This is a genomic window from Phyllobacterium sp. 22552 (assembly GCF_052044585.1).
GTDB classification, from domain to species: Bacteria; Pseudomonadota; Alphaproteobacteria; order Rhizobiales; family Rhizobiaceae; genus Phyllobacterium; species Phyllobacterium ifriqiyense.
Genome location: NZ_JBQENG010000010.1, coordinates 90666 through 106708, shown reverse-complemented (window position 1 = coordinate 106708; position 16043 = coordinate 90666). Strand labels below are relative to the sequence as shown.

Genomic DNA, 16043 nt, shown 5'->3' with positions numbered 1-16043 from the left:
CTGCACCAAAGGACTGAAACCAGAATGGGTGAGAAAGCCGACGTAAAAGTTCATCCCGGCCGTAATGGTGAATGATCGCTTCGCACATGAGTGCTCCGAGCTTAGTCATCCGATCGCCCAGCCAGCGGGGAACCCGTCCTCCGTGCAGCGGTAAATCCGCACTGCCAGCTCGTCTTGCCATCGGTTGTTTTTACCCTTCGTTCAAATGTTCGGCCTACTAAATATTCCAAGACGGAATGTGGTGACACTGGTCCCAAAACACAACTGCGTAGCGGTTGCCTGGATATGAAGCGCCAAAGTCAGCTTGGATTAGTGCCGAAGGCTGGCTGATGGGTTCTGTCCGGGAGGGACATCTTGTCACTCGGCGGATGGTGCCTGCACCCAACTGACAACGTGACCTGACGAAAGAAGGAGTAAACTTATGATCCACAAGCTTAGTAGTTCGCTATAGCATTAATCGAGCTAATGCCTCTCCAAGGAGATTGATCTGTCAGTCCTTACTGCATCGAATATTCCGCTAGGGCGTTACCCTATAGAGGCTAGGCAATTGTGCCAAGGTTTCTAGTTTGCCCTCTTCCAAATTAACGGGGCATAACGTGGAGAATTAAAGCATGCAGATTCCAAAAGGGGCAACTGTTGCAGTTGCGGATGGCGAAAAATTCAACCTTTTTCAGAACATAAGTGATAACACCGAACCGACTCTGAAAGCACTTCCTGACACCGATGTTGATACCGAGAGCAACAACGCAAGCGGAGGACGCAAAAGCAGTTCGGCGAATCCTGACCAAGGTCAGGCTGACGAGGATAATTTCGTGGGAGGAATTGCCGACGTCTTAAACCGACGGGTGCTCAACGGTAAGATTACCGGCTTGGTGGTGATCGCGGCTCCCAAGGCGCTGGGAGAGTTGCGAAAGCACTATCATAAGGAATTGGAAGCAATCTTAGTTGGCGAGATTGCAAAAGATCTGACCGGACATTCGATCCAAGATATCGAGAAATCTATCGCGGCAGCTTAACCGATTTCTGAAACCACTGGAGCTCCTGCTCCAGTGGTTTCGTCCAATATTGAGAGCAGCGCCGGCTTTCGCTAAACCGAGGGATTAATGATGCGAATTATCGTCTTTGGACTGGGAGCAATCGGTGGAGTTGTGGCCGCAAAGCTTGGCCTGGCTGGACATTCGGTTGTTGCAATCGCCAGAGGGACACAACTTCAAGCTGTAAGACGATCCGGCCTTACACTGCTGTCACCGCAGGGGACCGAAACAACGACCTTCCCCGTCTATGCAGATCCAAAGGAAATTATATTTAATAATGACGACATGATATTGCTGGCAATGAAAGGACAGGATACCGCACAAGCGCTGTTTCAGCTCAAGGCTGCCGGTGTGGTCGAGCAGCCGATATTCTGTTTTCAGAACGGCGTAGCCAATGAACGAACTGCGTTGCGGTTTTTCAGGAATGTCTATGGCGTTACTGTCATGCTTCCGGCTGATTTCGAGAGGCCAGGTGAAGTAGCAGCCTATTGCATTCCCAAAATCGGAATCTTCGATATCGGCCGCTACCCGGCGGGCGTCGATGCAGCAGTAGAGCATTTATGTGAGGTTCTGAATTCATGCGGGTTCGTGGCAAATGCAAGAAGTGATGTGATGAACAGCAAGTATCGCAAACTGCTCGCCAACCTGGAAAATATCATCGAAACTGCTTTCAGCGATAAACAGCAACAAGCCGACTTGTATCGAAAAGTCCGCGCCGAAGCAGAAGGCGTTCTGACTGCCGCGGGTATTGACTGGGACAAGTCGGAAGCGGAGGCTCGCAACCAAATGATCATGACGGCCATTCCGGGAAGAGATCGGATAGGGTCGTCCACCCTGCAAAGTGTAGTAAGAGGTACGGGTTCTCTGGAAACAAGCTATCTCAACGGCGAAATCGTACTTCTCGGGCGTCTTCATAACATAGAAACTCCATATAACTCTGCTCTCTGCCACCTCTCTGAAAAGCTTGCTGATGGTCGACTAGCGCCAAAATCGTCAGAAATTACAAGTCTGCTCCAAAATCGTACAGCTAGGCAAGGCTGATGCTCATCGAGCCAAAACGTGTTTTTTGTTCCGCTAAGATCTGACACGAGGCTTGGCATCAGATCTGTGCTGCGGGTCGCCCCTCGCCGTAGTTGCGGTCAGAATGGAAGATTGATGGCACAAGGCCATAGTGATCAGGACGTCGGATGAACGACGCTACCAAAGCGCCGTCCTGGAAGATCTCCACAATCTCACAGGGAAAGCCACTTCAGCCTCCCCGTTGATGTCTGGTCGTGCGTGCAGCGCGTTAATAGTTTAGTTGCCCGATGAGCGGCGTCAAACCCGTGCGATGCCAGTGCCATAGCCATGCCTGTCTGCATTGTCGAAAAGACTGTCCATGAAGGCTCTGAAGGATGGTGCCAGCCAGCCGCAGAACCACCGCTTAATGGAGGAATGGGACACCAACGATCGGGCGACCTATATGGTTGCGAATTTAATGAAGAGAAGTTTTTTATACCCTCCAACGAGGCCGATGCCCGATTGGAAATCGTTGCAGCCAAACCTCAACATGAAAGACCGCTTGTTATCAAGGGGACCTCCGTTAAACGCCGCCTGCCGCCCCCTGTAGCAAAGTCATGATTTCCATCACACTGCTCCAATGACCGCTTGCGATGGAATGACTCCTTCGGAGAGAGTGATCGAATGTCGAACATCAGCGGCCTACGAAATAGTAGCCACCGGCTCCCGCTGGTCGAAACGGATAACATCCCTGGCGCTGAGGCGGAACGGATAATCGGAATGCTCCGACTGGCGTCCAGCCACTAGCTAGCGTCCCAAGTCGAGAAATCCTCCATGCAAATCCGCGCGGCAATACGCTGGACAAGTTCTCACCGATTTGCTGTCAGTAGATTGTTCCGAGAGCATTTAAGGCGCAATTGTTGTGCCACGAGCAGCGTTGCACTCCATGCCTGGACGTTTCAGTGTCTATTCTAGTCAATTGGATGGCAAATATGCCTTGCACCGTGACAGAGATAGACGCGATGCTGTAGTGTCCGGGTGAAACTAACACGCACCGTGCGGGAGCGGCAATGAAGCGCCGTCTTGCAGCCATATTAATCGCAGACGTCGTTGGCTACAGCCGGTTGAGCCAGATTGACGAAGAAGGCACGCGCGCACGTTTCCAACTCGACATGACAGATATATTCGATCCATCCATCGCTCACCATCGGGGCAGATTGGTGAAGACCTTAGGTGACGGCCTCTTGATTGAGTTTCAAAGCGTGGTTGATGCTTTGCGTTGCGCAGTGGATATCCAGAAGAAGAAGGCCGAACGCAACTCCGGTGCGTTGCCGGAGCAACAGTTGGTGTTCCGCATTGGCATCAATCTTGGGGACATCATTGTTGAAGGCGAGGATATACAGGGCGATGGTGTAAACCTTGCGGACAGGATTCAGGGTTTGGCAGAGCCCGGCGGCATTGCGATCTCCGGTTCTGCTTATGACCAGGTGAAATCAAAACTCGCATTGGGTTACATTTCCTTAGGCGAGCGGATGGTGAAGAACATCGCCGATCCCATTCGAGTCTATCGTGTTGTCGCCGATCCGGCAGCCAGAATCAATGCCAAACCAGTTCCGCCACCGCGCCGTTGGCCGCCCCGCAAAGCCCTTGGCTTGATCGTGTTCGTTTTATTAGCCGCTGCAGGAGTTTGGTGGCAGATAGGCGCAACTTTCCTGCCGGCATCGCCTGGGCGCTTTGCCTATCCTCTGCCAGAAAAGCCGTCGGTAGCAGTGCTACCCTTTATTAATGTGAGTGGTGCGACGGAACATGACCATCTTGCAGCCGGTCTAACCGATGATCTCATTACCGAACTTTCCAAAGTATCCGGCCTTTTTGTAATTGCCCGCCATTCCGTTTTTGCAGTACGAAACAAGGATTCATCGATTCAGGACGTTGCAGCAGAACTGGGCGTGCATTTTGTGCTCGAAGGAACGTTGCAACGAGCCGATACGCGCCTGCGGATCAACGTGAAATTGATAGACGCGCTAACGGGATTATCCCTCTGGGCGGAGCGGTATGACCGGCAATATATGGATTTGTTTGCGGTCCAAGATGACGTAATTGGCAAGATTATCTCAGCGCTTGAGGTCAAGCTCAGCAAGAATGAACGCGAGCAGCTGGCACGTATCCCCACGGATAATCTGGAGGCTTATGATTATTTCTTGAGAGCTGAGCAGGAGGGTTTTTTCTACGGCGACGTTCAGTCCTTTCGTCGAACCTTGGCATACTACCAAAAGGCAATTGATCTTGATCCAGACTTCGCCAGTGCTCATGCGGGTATTGCCCGCGTCGCCGTTGATGTATGGCGTAACGACTATAATTACTTATGGTCAGGAGCTGTTGCGCGCAAAGTAGCCTATGACGCGGCAGGACAAGCCTTGAAGATTGATCCCAACAATGCGCGTGCTCAAACGGTCCTCGCCCTGCTGCAACTGGTAGACGGCCGCGCCGTGGAAGCGAAGGATTCCGCTTACAGAGCAGTCGCGGCCCAACCGAACGACGCGGAGATCGTTGCAAATCTTGCTTTGATCCTGGCGTACTTTGGCGATTCAAAGCAGGCGATCATTGAGATGGACAAGGCATTGCGGCTAGATCCAACACCGCCACCAAACTTGCAGCTGCTGGCTGGCATAGTCTTCTACACCACACGGGAAAATGCACGCGCGATACCACTGATAGAAGCAGCACGATCCGCCCTTCCAAAGGTCGAGCCCGCTCGGGAATATCTGGCAGCGGCCTTTGCCTATGCAAACGAAAAACAGCAAGCTGAGCAAGAAGCAAAGCAATTGCTGGCAATCTTTCCCGATAGCAATTTGACCTACTACACCTATCTATATGATTATTGGCGTGACAGCGATCTACGCTACCACCTGTCAGGCCTCAGAGCAGCTGGCATTCCGCAATGGCCTTTCGATTTTCAAGGGAATCCTGCCGATCAAATCCGTGGAGCAGAACTACGCGAGCTGACGAACAACAAAACCTGGACCGGAAAGCACAGGAACGGGACTGAATTTATCCAATATTTTGACAAGAGTGGAGGCACTGCCTATCGCAGCGCCAATACGAGCATTACGGGCACCGTGGAAATCCGGGATGATCGCCTCTGCGAACAATTTACGGGCTATTTTCTAGATCGCATGGTTTGCGGCTATGTCTACCGCAACACCTCAAAAGAGTGGGAACAAGACAAGCCATTTATTCATGTCACCCCGCGAGCGGTAATGTCGTTCTCGGTTACACCCTGACTGACGGGCGGTCGGTCGTGATTAGTTTGGCGGTGTCTCACGCCAGTTCTTCCCGGTTTTTTCCGAAGCCAGCATGTGTTCAACCTCGGACCAGTGCTTTTTCGAGTCAGCAAGTTTGGCTGGTATTTTTTCAAACCCGTCAGCCGCTCCCGGATCGTAACTGAGATAAAGTTTGCCTTCGATGATGCGCCAAGCTTTGGGGTCAATGTTTGTGGTAACGGTTCCAAATGAGACACCATCAGCGCAATACCCCCCATATTGAGGGGCATATTTGGTTGGCTCGGCGATAAAAAGATCGCGATTTTCCGCACTGGTGAATTGCCAGTTGGCTCCAAGCCATCGATAGGAATATTCCGGCGTTCCCTGCATTGCCTTGTTTTGAGTGAAGTATGCGACGGGATCGTATCCCTTGATCGCCACATCTCCGAAATAGCCAGTATTGATAGGCTCATCTGCGTCAACCGCCGAGGACAATGAAACCAGTGCGCACGCCGCTCCTAGGATCACCGCGGCCCAGACGCCACCTTTGTGTTTGTTACCAATCATAATGAATCCTCCTTTACCGGGCGGCACCTGTCGTGAAAGATCATTTTCGCTTCAGGCACTCGTTATAAAGCGGTTCTCCGACGATGTCGGCCGCCTGGCATACCGCTCCAGCTTTAAGCAGCAAGTCTGCCGCTTCCCAATGCGACCGCCAACCGGCTTGGGTAACCGGCGTATAGCCGTTGCGTTCCTTCGCCTCGATATCGGCCTTGTTGGCCAGCAGGAACGCTACAACCTCCGCGTGTCCTTCTTCAGCCGCGGCGTGCAATGGTGACATATGGTAGAAATTCTTATCGTCATTCACCGGAGCTTTTTTCGACACAAGCAATTTTACGACGTCAAGGTTTCCTGCATATGCCGCAGCATGCAATGCCGTCAGCCCTCCCTTGTTGCGACTTTCAACACTGACACCCTTATCAAGAAGAAACGCAACAATATCTGCGTGTCCTGCGAGCGATGCGATCAGCAGCGCCGGTTCACCCGAGCTATCAAAATCGGTTGGGTTCGTTCCTTGCTCCAGAAGCTGCCTTGCAAGCTTCAAATCCCCGTTCTTGGCCGCGTCGTGCAATGGGCCAGCGACGGTGGACGAAGTACCCATGAGAACCAGCATTATGGGCAAGAAAACATTCACCGCACAATCTCACTTTCGCTGCGGTTCTTCGTTCAAGAGCAAAATACATTATCACAGCGGCATTTCCCCCACAATCAGAGCAATCTAAGATATCTGATTAATGATCCAACTACTTTTGTTTACCTGGACACCATGCCCATCGCCGCCCCCCCGAAACAGAGGTGGTCGCTGTCGCCGGTCGAACCCGTAGGCGGCGGGTCCGACCGGCAAAGACGTGGCTCACATGGGAGGAAGCACGCCATTTTTGCCGACGACCACCTGATGGGCGACCGGGCCGGTCGCAGCCATTTCGGCCGCAATGAAGACGACGGCACCGGGAACAAGATCGTCTTGGTTGCCTCAGCAATGGTCACGGCAGCCGTCCGGAATGGCGATCTTCTTTTCCTGGCCATGATAGGTCACGGTAACGGTCCGACCATCGACGCCTTTGACGGGGAAATTGCTAACAATGTACTCGGCGCGGAACTCTTCCTTTGCCCCGGCGATTGGCACCTGTTCGCTGACAATGCGCTCGCGGGCTATGAGGGCGAGGCAGCGGCGCTGTCCGGCGCTCGCTTTCTCGAATTCCTGGGTCGCGTCTGAACATGACGATATCATCGGCATTCGGACGGTGCCCTAAGCCTGTTTTGCTCTACTTCAGGTCGCTCCAGAGCCGAGGCTTGTCGAAGCATGAAGACACCCGCCCATCGATCTCTTGAAAGCGGCCTCGAGCTCTCTTTACCGAAAGCCGATCGATCGTCCCGCGCAGCGATCTGCAAGGCTTCGTCCACAGTATGTGCTTGGTCGCGATATGGTCGAATCCTTTCGGCGATCTCCTCGAAATTTTTCCTATCCTGAGACTGCCTGGCAGGGCGCTCATACCAGCGCGCGATAATCTCATCAAATTCGTCAAACGACAATTCGCGGCGCCGTTTCTTGATGGCGTACGGCGACTTCGTAGCTCCCGACCATCCCCCTGCTTGCGTCCAGGTCAGGGCGAGGACACGGAATAGTCATTGATGGAATTCTGATAAAATCAGTCAACATATGGAAAAGATTGATGAATTTTGATCCAACAATATATTAGAATTCTTCTAATATATTGTTATTGCTTCGTTTTTCGCGGCGGTCTATGACTCCGACGGCTTTGCTTGTCATCTGGATGAGACAGGCATGAGGCGCTGAGGTTATTTAATGCTCGTTCCATTTCTGATAATGCTACGCGAAGGTATCGAGGCGGCTTTGATCGTCGGGATTGTTGCAAGTTATCTAAAACAGACCGGACGTGGCGCCTGGATGCCTGCGGTATGGGTTGGTATATTTCTCGCGGTTGCACTCTCGCTTTTTGTCGGCGCGGGTCTTCAGCTGGTAAGCGCCGAGTTCCCCCAAAAGGCACAAGAGTTCTTTGAGGCGATTGTCGGCGTTATTGCAGCTGTCGTATTGCTGTCCATGGTATTTTGGATGCGCAAGGCCGCGCGGTCGATCAAGTCCGAGCTTCACGCGTCCATCGACAATGCGCTCGCGCATTCATCAGGCCAGACCACCGCCTTGATTGCCATGGTATTCTTTGCTGTGGCCCGTGAAGGCCTGGAATCGGTATTTTTCCTGCTCGCAATATTCCAGCAGAGCACAAGTAATGATGCTTCGCTTGGCGCATTGTTAGGCATTCTCGTCTCGATTGTCATCGGTTACGGAATATATGCTGGCGGTATCCGCCTCAATCTTCGCCGGTTCTTCTACTGGACCGGAATTTTCATCATTATCGTCGCTGCGGGCATCCTATCAGGGTCACTGCGTCATTTCCATGAGGCCGGGGTCTGGAACAGTTTTCAGACGGTTCTTTTCGATTTCAGCGGTGTTTTGCCGGTTGCCAGTCCGCTTGGCACTTTGCTGTCAGGCATATTCGGTTATCAGGATGCTCCGACATTTGGCGAAGCGATTGTCTATATAGGTTTTCTGTTAATCAGCCTTTTCTTCTTCCTGCGCCCTGCAAGTGCTCCCGCGCCTTCAGCATCGCCAAAATTTTCCCGTTGATTGAAAGAACCAGCGAATGACGCGCAATACCGGCCCTTCCGCTCCCTCCTCGAAACTGATGAAACTGGCCGTTGCCGGTGCTGCAATTCTGGCGGTCGCGGGAGCTGGCGCTTTCTATTTTGCGTCAAAGAACATGAAGTCAGGGGCGTCTGACAATGCAGTCGTCGTCACGATTAAAGATGGTGCTTGTGACCCTAACGCCATCACCGTTCCTGCTGGCCGTTCCACGTTCAAGATAATCAATAATTCCGACCGTGCGCTTGAGTGGGAGATCCTTGATGGCGTTATGGTTCTGGAAGAGCGCGAGAATATCCTTCCAGGCTTTACGCAAACGATGCAGGCAAAGCTGAAGGCCGGGGATTATGAAATCACCTGCGGGCTTCTCAGCAGTCCGCGCGGGACATTGCACGTCACGCCATCAGCAGAATCCGAGGCAGAAGCAGCGCGCCCTCCCCTCGTCTCTTTTGTTGGTGCACTTGCCGAGTTTCAGGTGTTTTTGATGTCCCAGACAAACAATCTGGTAAAGGCGACAACCGCATTGGACGCTGCAATTCAATCGGGTGATCTCGATCAGGCGCGCGTGCTTTATCAAAAAGCGCGGATTCCTTACAAGCAGATAGAGCCCATGGCCGATCTGTTTGCCGATTTGCATAACGCCATTGACCCCATTGCCGATTATCTGGAAAAGCGCGAAAAGGATCCGGCATTTACCGGCTTTCACCGGATCGAATATGCTCTTTACGCTTCCAATAGCCTTGATGGGCTGGCACCGGTTTCAGCCAAATTACTGGCTGATGTCACGGCGCTAAAAGACCGGGTGCGTGGTTTGCGCATTCCACCGGAGCAAATAGCCAAGGGTGCCGCCCGTCTTATGGGCTCAATCGCCGATACGAAAATAGCCAATGGCGAGGACCATTACTCCCAAACCGATCTGGTCGATTTTGAAGGCAATCTGGCGGGAACTTCGCGCATGATGGCGCTTTTGAAGCCGGTTGCAATTCAGGCAGCGCCGGCAGTCGTGACTGATATTGAAACCCGGCTCGCCGAGGCCAACACGACATTGGCCGCCTTGCGCGGCGCTGATGGCTACCCGTCCTATGACAAAGTTACAAAAGAAAGTCGGGACTTGCTGGCGCAGAAGATCAGGGCTCTGGCCGATGCTATCGGCAAACTGAATATTGCAGTTGGTTTGGAGTAATTTGAGATGGGCAAGGATATTGATAAATTTACGACAACGCGCCGCAGCGTGCTATTTGGCGCGGGTACCGCCGTGGTTGCAGGATTAACAGCTGCCAGCGCCGCACAAAAGCAGGGTGAACAGGTTACCGACGCTCCTGTCAGCGACAAGACGCAGGAACGTCAATCGTTTTACGGCGTCCATCAAGCCGGTATTGTCACCCCGCGGCCCGCAGCAGGAATGATTGCATCTTTTCACGTTCTCGCCAAAACGCCTGAAGAACTTGAACGGCTGTTCAGAACACTATCACAGCGCATCGACTTTCTGATGAAAGGCGGCAGGCCGCCAGAGTTTGACGACAAACTGCCGCCGTCGGATTCAGGTATTCTGGGCCCGGTTATCCCGCCGGATAATTTGACGATCACCGTGTCCTTGGGCTCTTCGTTCTTTGATCAGCGTGATTGGCTCATAAACCATAAGCCAAAGCAGCTCTCGCGCATGAAAGCGTCGCGCAACGATGCTCTCGACGCTGATTTATGTCACGGCGATCTGAGCTTGCAGATATGCGCAAATACACCGGACACAAACATTCACGCCCTGCGGGATATTTTGAAGAATTTGCCGGATCTGATGGTCCTGCGGTGGAAGCAGGAGGGCTCGGTTCCGGTTCTTCCGCCAAAAGCCGATGGCACTCACGAAACGGCGCGAAATTTTCTGGGATTCCGCGATGGAACCGCAAATCCCGATGGCAATGATGCTGCGCTCATGGACCAACTCGTATGGGTGCGCCAAAGCGACGAGCCTTCATGGGCCCAGGCGGGTACTTATCAGGTGGTGCGGATCATACGCAATTTCGTTGAGCGCTGGGACAGGACGCCGCTGGCCGAGCAGGAAGCAATTATCGGACGAAAAAAAGCCAGTGGAGCGCCCTTCGGTGGCATCGCGGAATTTGACTTTCCGGACTACTCAAATGATCCGGAAGGCAAAGTCACCGCGCTGGATGCCCATATCAGATTGGCCAATAAACGCACAAAAACATCTGACGAGAATCGCATTTTGCGCCGCCCGTTCAACTATTCAAACGGCGTGAGCAAATCAGGCCAGCTTGAACAGGGCCTGCTTTTCATCTGCTACCAGGCCGACCTTGAGAAGGGCTTCATCACCGTTCAGCGACAGCTCGATGGTGAGCCACTCGAAGAATATATCAAACCGATTGGTGGCGGTTTCTTTTTTACACTGCCCGGCCCAGCGAACGAGGACGACTTCGTAGGCCGGACACTTCTTGAAGCATCGGGCCATCAGATGACCCGCATCAAATCCTAAGGAACTCACGATGAAGTTGAAGATAACTCTCTCTGCAAGCCTCTTTGCGATCACAGCTGCATTCCTGCCGCGCGTAGCGTCAGCCGAAGTTGCTCCACTCGATCTGGTTGGCCCAATTGCCGACTACAAGATCTATGTATCAGAAAATTTGGAAAAGCTGGTCGCGGATACCAAGGCATTTACCGATGCGGTAAAGGCTGGAGATGTTGACAAGGCCAAGTCGCTCTTTGCTCCGACGCGTATGAGCTATGAAGCAATCGAACCGATCGCAGAACTTTTCAGCGATCTTGACGGATCAATCGATTCTCGCGCAGACGACCATGAGAAAGCGGAAAAGGATCCCGAATTCACGGGCTTCCACCGTATCGAATACGGTCTGTTTTCCGAAAACACCACAAAGGATCTGGCTCCTTTTGCCGAGAAGCTGATGGCAGATGTGACAGAGCTCAACAAGCGCATTACTGAGCTGACGCTGCCACCCGAAAAGGTCGTGGGCGGCGCTGCAGCCCTTATGGAAGAAGTTGCAGCCACCAAGATTTCCGGCGAAGAAGATCGTTACAGCCACACTGACCTTTGGGATTTCAAGGCGAATTTCGATGGTTCGCGCAAGATCTTCGATCTCGTGCGGCCTTTGATCGAGAAAAGCGATGGTGAGTTCATCACCAAGGTTTCAGGCAATTTCGACAAGGTTGATGTCACGCTTGCAAAGTACAAAAAAGGTGATGGTTATGAGCTTTATGACAAGCTGACTGACGATGACCGTGCCGTGCTGGCAGCGGCAGTTAACACGCTTGCAGAAGACCTTTCCACATTGCGTGGCAAGCTTGGTCTAAACTAAGTCATCACATCGTCAATTTGAAGCCCGGCCAGATCAAGTGATCTGGCCGGGCTTTTTTTGTTTTAACGGGTAGAGGAGCACAATCGTCGCACCTTGACGAGTGGCGTTGAAGAAGGAGTTTTCATGTAGTATCGTTATTTCAGTAATTACTGAAATAACTGATGAGACGAAAACATGATGAACCTGCCGCCCCTTGTCCAATCTTTTGTGCTTCATTTTGGGGAAATGGGCAGTCGGTGGGGTATCAACCGGACCGTGGGTCAAATCTACGCCCTGCTTTACGTCTCGCCCGAGCCGCTGAATGCCGAGCAAATCGTTGAATCCCTTGGTATTTCCCGCTCCAATGTTTCTATGAGCCTGCGTGAACTGCAAGCCTGGAATTTGGTGTTGCTCAAGCATCTTCCAGATGACAGGCGCGATTTTTTCACGACGCCCGATGATGTCTGGCAGATTTTGAGGACGCTTGCCGAAGAGCGAAAGAAGCGTGAAGTTGACCCGACCTTGTCGGTTTTGCGTGAAATCCTCATGCAGAAACCCGCAAGCGATGCTGAGCGCCACGCACAAGTGCGCATGGGAGAAATGCATAGCCTGATCGAGCAGCTGACAACCTGGTATGAAGACGTCAAGCAACTTGAAACGGATCGTCTCGCAACACTGCTGACGCTTGGCGCAAAGGTCACAAAGCTTCTGGAAGCCAAGGACAAGATCGTTTCTCTTGGCCGGTCAAAACGTACCAACGACAAGGGCTGAGAGTATGAGCTCTTTGCACCCATCCACCATAGCGCTTACCAGAGAAGGGTTGGCAGACACCGATGCGTCAGTGCGCCCCAACCCCGTTGATGGCGAGGCTCGGATCTGTGTAAAGAAGAATTCTCAGAATGAACGCGGTGCTGCCATTATGCAGGTACTGGCATCGCTGCTTTGGCTACCGCAGGCCGCCCTGCTGGCTAAAGGTGCAACGATCATCATCGCCGGCAGCATGGCGGAAATTCACTGGATCGTCACAGCTATAATCATTGTAGGCGTATTACGAGCACTGCTGGATGCTTTCGGCGCAAGAGTGACCTTCCGCAAGGCACGGGAAACATTGTCGGAAAAAAGAAGGCAAGCAATCCTGGCATTGTCCCAGCGCTCTCCCCTCGACATCGAGAAGCCAGCATCTGGCCTCGCAGCCAGCGTCATCGCCGAACAGGCGGACGCCATTTTGCCCTATCTTGCCCGTTTCCGCCCTGCAAGGATGAAGGCCACAATCATGCCCTTGGTTATCCTGATCTGCATCTTTCCACTGTCCTGGGTTGCAGGGCTGGTTTTGTTGATGGCGGCGCCATTGATCCCGATTTTCATGGCTCTGATCGGATGGCGTGCAAAGGCGGCAAGCGAGCGGCATCTGGCCGAAATGGGCGATCTTAACGCATTCCTGTTAGACCGATTGCGTGGTCTTGCGACGATACGCTCGCTCGGTGCAGTTGATTTCACAGCTCAAAGACTGCGTGCCAATGCGGATGAGCTTAGAACGCGAACGATGGCAGTTCTGCGCATCGCATTCCTGTCCTCGGCCGTTCTTGAGCTTTTTGCGGCATTGGGTGTTGCCATGGTCGCCGTCTATGTTGGTTTTCATTTTCTTGGACAGCTTGAATTCGGCGCCTGGGGCCACCGCCTTGGTCTTGGCGAAGGCCTTTTTATACTCTTGCTGGCACCAGCCTTTTTCGAACCGCTGCGTGAGTTGTCAGCAGTCTGGCACGACCGAGCCGCTGGAGAGGCCGCAATCGATGCACTGGACAGCCTCTCAGTGACGGGTTTGCCCATTACGGATAATTCTACGCAGTTGCAGGCGGTGAGATGGTCGGGAGCGCCTGTGGCGCTAACGGTAGAAAACCTGTCATTTAGCCATGCAGGATCACATTCTCCGCTATTTGATGGCCTCAATCTTGAAGTGCACCCTGGCGAGCATATCGCACTACTGGGTCCAAGTGGCGCGGGCAAATCTACCCTGCTGGCATTGATTGCAGGATTAGCACCTGTCACGGCAGGAACAATCAGGATCGGTGATACGGTGCTTGATGCAAACACCAGCGGGATCTTGCGCGCGCGCATAGGCTGGATGGGGCAAACGCCGCATATTTTCGCAAGTACAATCTCCGACAATCTATGCTTGCACCGCCGCGGCTTGACCAAAGATGATATTGACGATGCATTGCATGTCTCTTCCTTGCACAAAGTCGCCAATGCGCAACGCCACAATTATCTTGGCGAGGGTGGCTCAGGCTTGTCCGGGGGCGAGATCCGGCGGCTTGCTCTGGCCCGCATGGCCATTGACCGCGACGCTGGCCTAATCCTTGCGGATGAGCCGACTGCACATCTCGACAAAGCAACAGCAGATGAAATCGCAAATGGTTTACTAGCGGCAGCTGCCGGAAAAACCTTGATCGTCGCGACACATGACCCGGTGCTGGCCGCGCGCATGGGCAGGACAATCATCATTGGAAATAAGACCTGCCGGGAGGAACATCCATGACCCTCTGGCGTGTGTTTAAACCTGTTATCGGTCTCTTTTTTGCCGAACGACGCGTAATGCTCCTGGCTGGCGCTCTGCTTGCGGCGGGTACTGTCTTTGCAGGCATTGCTTTGCTGGGCGTGTCTGGCTGGTTCATTACAGCGACGGCAATTGCCGGTACCTCGGTAGCAACGGCCCTCGTTTTTGACGTGTTCGCTCCTGCGGCGGCCATAAGGTTTCTGTCGCTTGCCAGAACTGCTGCCCGCTACGGCGAGCGGTTAACAACGCACGAGGCAACGTTGGGTGTGCTTGCAGCGTTGCGTGAACGGCTCTTCAGGAACACCGCCCAACCTGGCGCAGCAAACAGATTGGCACTTCAACCTTCCCGACTATTGTTTCGGCTGACAGCCGATATTGATGCGCTGGATTCCCTGTATCTGCGGATATTGGTTCCAATGGCAGTAGCGCTCTGCACGGCTTTGGCCGTTGCCATCGTATTTGGCGGGATGCATCCATTGCTGGGTCCCGCGGTGGCGGCTTGGCTCCTTGCAACAGGATTGGGAATTCCTGTTCTTGCAGCGCGCGGGAGTATCGTGCCAGCGCGTCGCCGCGCTTACAGGCTTGAAGCGCTTCGTTCGCGCACGATTGATGTGGTGGCGGGCCAAACCGAACTGGTTATGGCAGGGCAATTATCAGCTTTTAAAAACTCGGCTCTTACTGCAGACACGCAGCTAGCTCTGTCTGATGGCACTCTGAACCTTATCGAAACCAAGGTAGCCGCAGGTTTCGGCATTGCCTCAGCCGTTTTGCTCGGCGCTGTCCTGTACGGCGTTGCTTATCTGGCGAGCCTGGGAACTATCAGTGGCCCTGTGGCGGTGATGGGGATTCTGGTTGCTCTTGCAGCGCTGGAGCCCTTTGCCGCTTTAAGACGTGGCGCTATCGAGCTCGGCAGAACGGTCCTTGCCGCACGAAGACTTGGACCGGACCTGGTTGCTCCAGCTACCCCTCTCCCCTTGCAGGTTCCTGCGGAAAATTTGGCGGTCGAACTGCGTGAGGCCTGTGTAACCTACCCCGGGTCTGCCCTGCCCTCTTTGCAGAATGTGTCACTGACACTTGAGCGCGGTGACCGTGTGGCCATCATTGGTGCAAGCGGTTCGGGTAAAACGACATTGCTCGCATTGCTGGCGGGCGAAATCGAAGCTGCGACCGGTATTGCAAGGGGCATTGCCTCAGCATCGCTCATCCAAAGGACGGAGCTTTTTCAAGATAGCCTGCGCGATAATCTGCTTTTGGCGGCTCCCGGCGCAACCGACCAGCATCTGCTGGACGTTTTATCGGTTGCCGGATTAGCCGAGTTGATTGCAAAGCTGCCCGAGGGACTGGACACGAAGCTCGGCGAAGGCGGAATTGGCCTTTCTGGAGGACAAGGCCGACGCTTTGCATTGGCCCGGCTTTTGTTAAGCAACGCACCTGTCTGGCTGCTGGACGAGCCTTCGGAAGGGATCGACGGCGAAACTGCCCGCGATGTTCTGCAACGCCTGGCCGGTCAAATAAAGAAAAAGACAGTTGTCATCGCAACACATATCAGGCGGGAGGCCATGCTGGCCGATCAACTGCTGGTTCTTGAACATGGGCGCGTTAAAGCGGCGTGTCGCAAGGGCGAACCCGAATACCAGTCAATCCTCAACGGTTTGAGGCCTGACTAGA

13 protein-coding genes and 1 pseudogene are annotated in these 16043 nt (G+C 53.4%); 10 read left to right on the top strand and 4 right to left on the bottom strand.

Features of this window, described 5'->3' with window-relative positions; all coding sequences use genetic code 11:
- A partial coding sequence (locus tag ACTJI9_RS21000) for a DUF763 domain-containing protein (protein WP_440810691.1) occupies nucleotides 1–181 on the bottom strand: 181 nt, incomplete at its 3' end.
- Between the two features lie 430 nt (nucleotides 182–611).
- Here ACTJI9_RS21000 and ACTJI9_RS20995 point away from each other — a divergent pair.
- From ACTJI9_RS20995 to ACTJI9_RS20985, 3 genes are all read left to right on the top strand, one after another.
- Entirely contained in the window at nucleotides 612–1016 is a 405-nt protein-coding gene (locus ACTJI9_RS20995; RefSeq protein WP_307277748.1) for a host attachment family protein, read from the top strand.
- 87 nt (nucleotides 1017–1103) lie between these two features.
- Nucleotides 1104–2075 carry a ketopantoate reductase family protein gene (locus ACTJI9_RS20990; protein ID WP_336442251.1) on the top strand — a complete coding sequence of 324 codons (972 nt, stop codon included), beginning with the start codon at nucleotides 1104–1106 and terminating at the stop codon, nucleotides 2073–2075.
- Nucleotides 2076–3103: 1028 nt separating this feature from the next.
- The gene (locus ACTJI9_RS20985; RefSeq protein WP_440810688.1) at nucleotides 3104–5317 is read left to right on the top strand and encodes an adenylate/guanylate cyclase domain-containing protein; all 2214 of its coding nucleotides are present in this window, start codon (nucleotides 3104–3106) and stop codon (nucleotides 5315–5317) included.
- 21 nt (nucleotides 5318–5338) lie between these two features.
- Here the strand turns inward: ACTJI9_RS20985 and ACTJI9_RS20980 are convergent, their stop codons facing one another.
- From ACTJI9_RS20980 to ACTJI9_RS20970, 3 genes and pseudogenes are all read right to left on the bottom strand, one after another.
- Nucleotides 5339–5863, bottom strand: a complete 525-nt coding sequence (locus ACTJI9_RS20980) for a YHS domain-containing (seleno)protein (protein ID WP_307277754.1) — start codon at nucleotides 5861–5863, stop codon at nucleotides 5339–5341.
- 40 nt (nucleotides 5864–5903) lie between these two features.
- Nucleotides 5904–6470: an ankyrin repeat domain-containing protein gene (locus ACTJI9_RS20975; protein WP_440810702.1), complete on the bottom strand. Its 567-nt coding sequence runs from the start codon at nucleotides 6468–6470 to the stop codon at nucleotides 5904–5906.
- A gap of 240 nt (nucleotides 6471–6710) precedes the next feature.
- Nucleotides 6711–6923, bottom strand: a pseudogene (locus ACTJI9_RS20970) (hypothetical protein); the annotation flags it as partial.
- Nucleotides 6924–7664: 741 nt separating this feature from the next.
- Here ACTJI9_RS20970 and efeU point away from each other — a divergent pair.
- The 7 genes from efeU (at nucleotide 7665) to ACTJI9_RS20935 (ending at nucleotide 16042) form a co-directional block, all read left to right on the top strand.
- Entirely contained in the window at nucleotides 7665–8504 is an 840-nt protein-coding gene (gene efeU / locus ACTJI9_RS20965) for an iron uptake transporter permease EfeU (protein ID WP_440810685.1), read from the top strand.
- Nucleotides 8505–8520: 16 nt separating this feature from the next.
- Nucleotides 8521–9702, top strand: coding sequence for an iron uptake system protein EfeO (gene efeO, locus ACTJI9_RS20960; protein WP_307277759.1), 1182 nt, complete (start codon nucleotides 8521–8523; stop codon nucleotides 9700–9702).
- Between the two features lie 6 nt (nucleotides 9703–9708).
- Nucleotides 9709–11004, top strand: coding sequence for an iron uptake transporter deferrochelatase/peroxidase subunit (gene efeB / locus ACTJI9_RS20955; protein ID WP_440810683.1), 1296 nt, complete (start codon nucleotides 9709–9711; stop codon nucleotides 11002–11004).
- Between the two features lie 10 nt (nucleotides 11005–11014).
- On the top strand, nucleotides 11015–11842 hold the full coding sequence (gene efeO, locus ACTJI9_RS20950) for an iron uptake system protein EfeO (protein WP_440810681.1): 828 nt from the start codon (nucleotides 11015–11017) through the stop codon (nucleotides 11840–11842).
- A 177-nt stretch (nucleotides 11843–12019) separates the two neighbouring features.
- Nucleotides 12020–12592, top strand: a complete 573-nt coding sequence (locus tag ACTJI9_RS20945; protein WP_115054105.1) for a GbsR/MarR family transcriptional regulator — start codon at nucleotides 12020–12022, stop codon at nucleotides 12590–12592.
- Between the two features lie 4 nt (nucleotides 12593–12596).
- Nucleotides 12597–14357 carry a thiol reductant ABC exporter subunit CydD gene (cydD, locus tag ACTJI9_RS20940; RefSeq protein ID WP_440810679.1) on the top strand — a complete coding sequence of 587 codons (1761 nt, stop codon included), beginning with the start codon at nucleotides 12597–12599 and terminating at the stop codon, nucleotides 14355–14357.
- Complete coding sequence (locus ACTJI9_RS20935) at nucleotides 14354–16042, top strand: amino acid ABC transporter ATP-binding/permease protein (protein WP_440810677.1); 1689 nt, start codon at nucleotides 14354–14356, stop codon at nucleotides 16040–16042. The genes cydD and ACTJI9_RS20935 overlap by 4 nt, the downstream gene beginning before the upstream one ends.
- Nucleotide 16043 lies beyond the last annotated feature (1 nt).

Coding starts and splice junctions, on each gene's coding strand:
- cydD (WP_440810679.1), top strand. CDS start 12,597: ATGAGCTCTTTGCACCCATCCACCATAGCGCTTACCAGAGAAGGGTTG.
- efeO (WP_440810681.1), top strand. CDS start 11,015: ATGAAGTTGAAGATAACTCTCTCTGCAAGCCTCTTTGCGATCACAGCT.
- ACTJI9_RS20990 (WP_336442251.1), top strand. CDS start 1,104: ATGATGCGAATTATCGTCTTTGGACTGGGAGCAATCGGTGGAGTTGTG.
- ACTJI9_RS20985 (WP_440810688.1), top strand. CDS start 3,104: ATGAAGCGCCGTCTTGCAGCCATATTAATCGCAGACGTCGTTGGCTAC.
- efeO (WP_307277759.1), top strand. CDS start 8,521: ATGACGCGCAATACCGGCCCTTCCGCTCCCTCCTCGAAACTGATGAAA.
- efeU (WP_440810685.1), top strand. CDS start 7,665: ATGCTCGTTCCATTTCTGATAATGCTACGCGAAGGTATCGAGGCGGCT.
- efeB (WP_440810683.1), top strand. CDS start 9,709: ATGGGCAAGGATATTGATAAATTTACGACAACGCGCCGCAGCGTGCTA.
- ACTJI9_RS20995 (WP_307277748.1), top strand. CDS start 612: ATGCAGATTCCAAAAGGGGCAACTGTTGCAGTTGCGGATGGCGAAAAA.
- ACTJI9_RS20980 (WP_307277754.1), bottom strand. CDS start 5,863: ATGATTGGTAACAAACACAAAGGTGGCGTCTGGGCCGCGGTGATCCTA.
- ACTJI9_RS20935 (WP_440810677.1), top strand. CDS start 14,354: ATGACCCTCTGGCGTGTGTTTAAACCTGTTATCGGTCTCTTTTTTGCC.
- ACTJI9_RS20945 (WP_115054105.1), top strand. CDS start 12,020: ATGAACCTGCCGCCCCTTGTCCAATCTTTTGTGCTTCATTTTGGGGAA.
- ACTJI9_RS20975 (WP_440810702.1), bottom strand. CDS start 6,470: ATGCTGGTTCTCATGGGTACTTCGTCCACCGTCGCTGGCCCATTGCAC.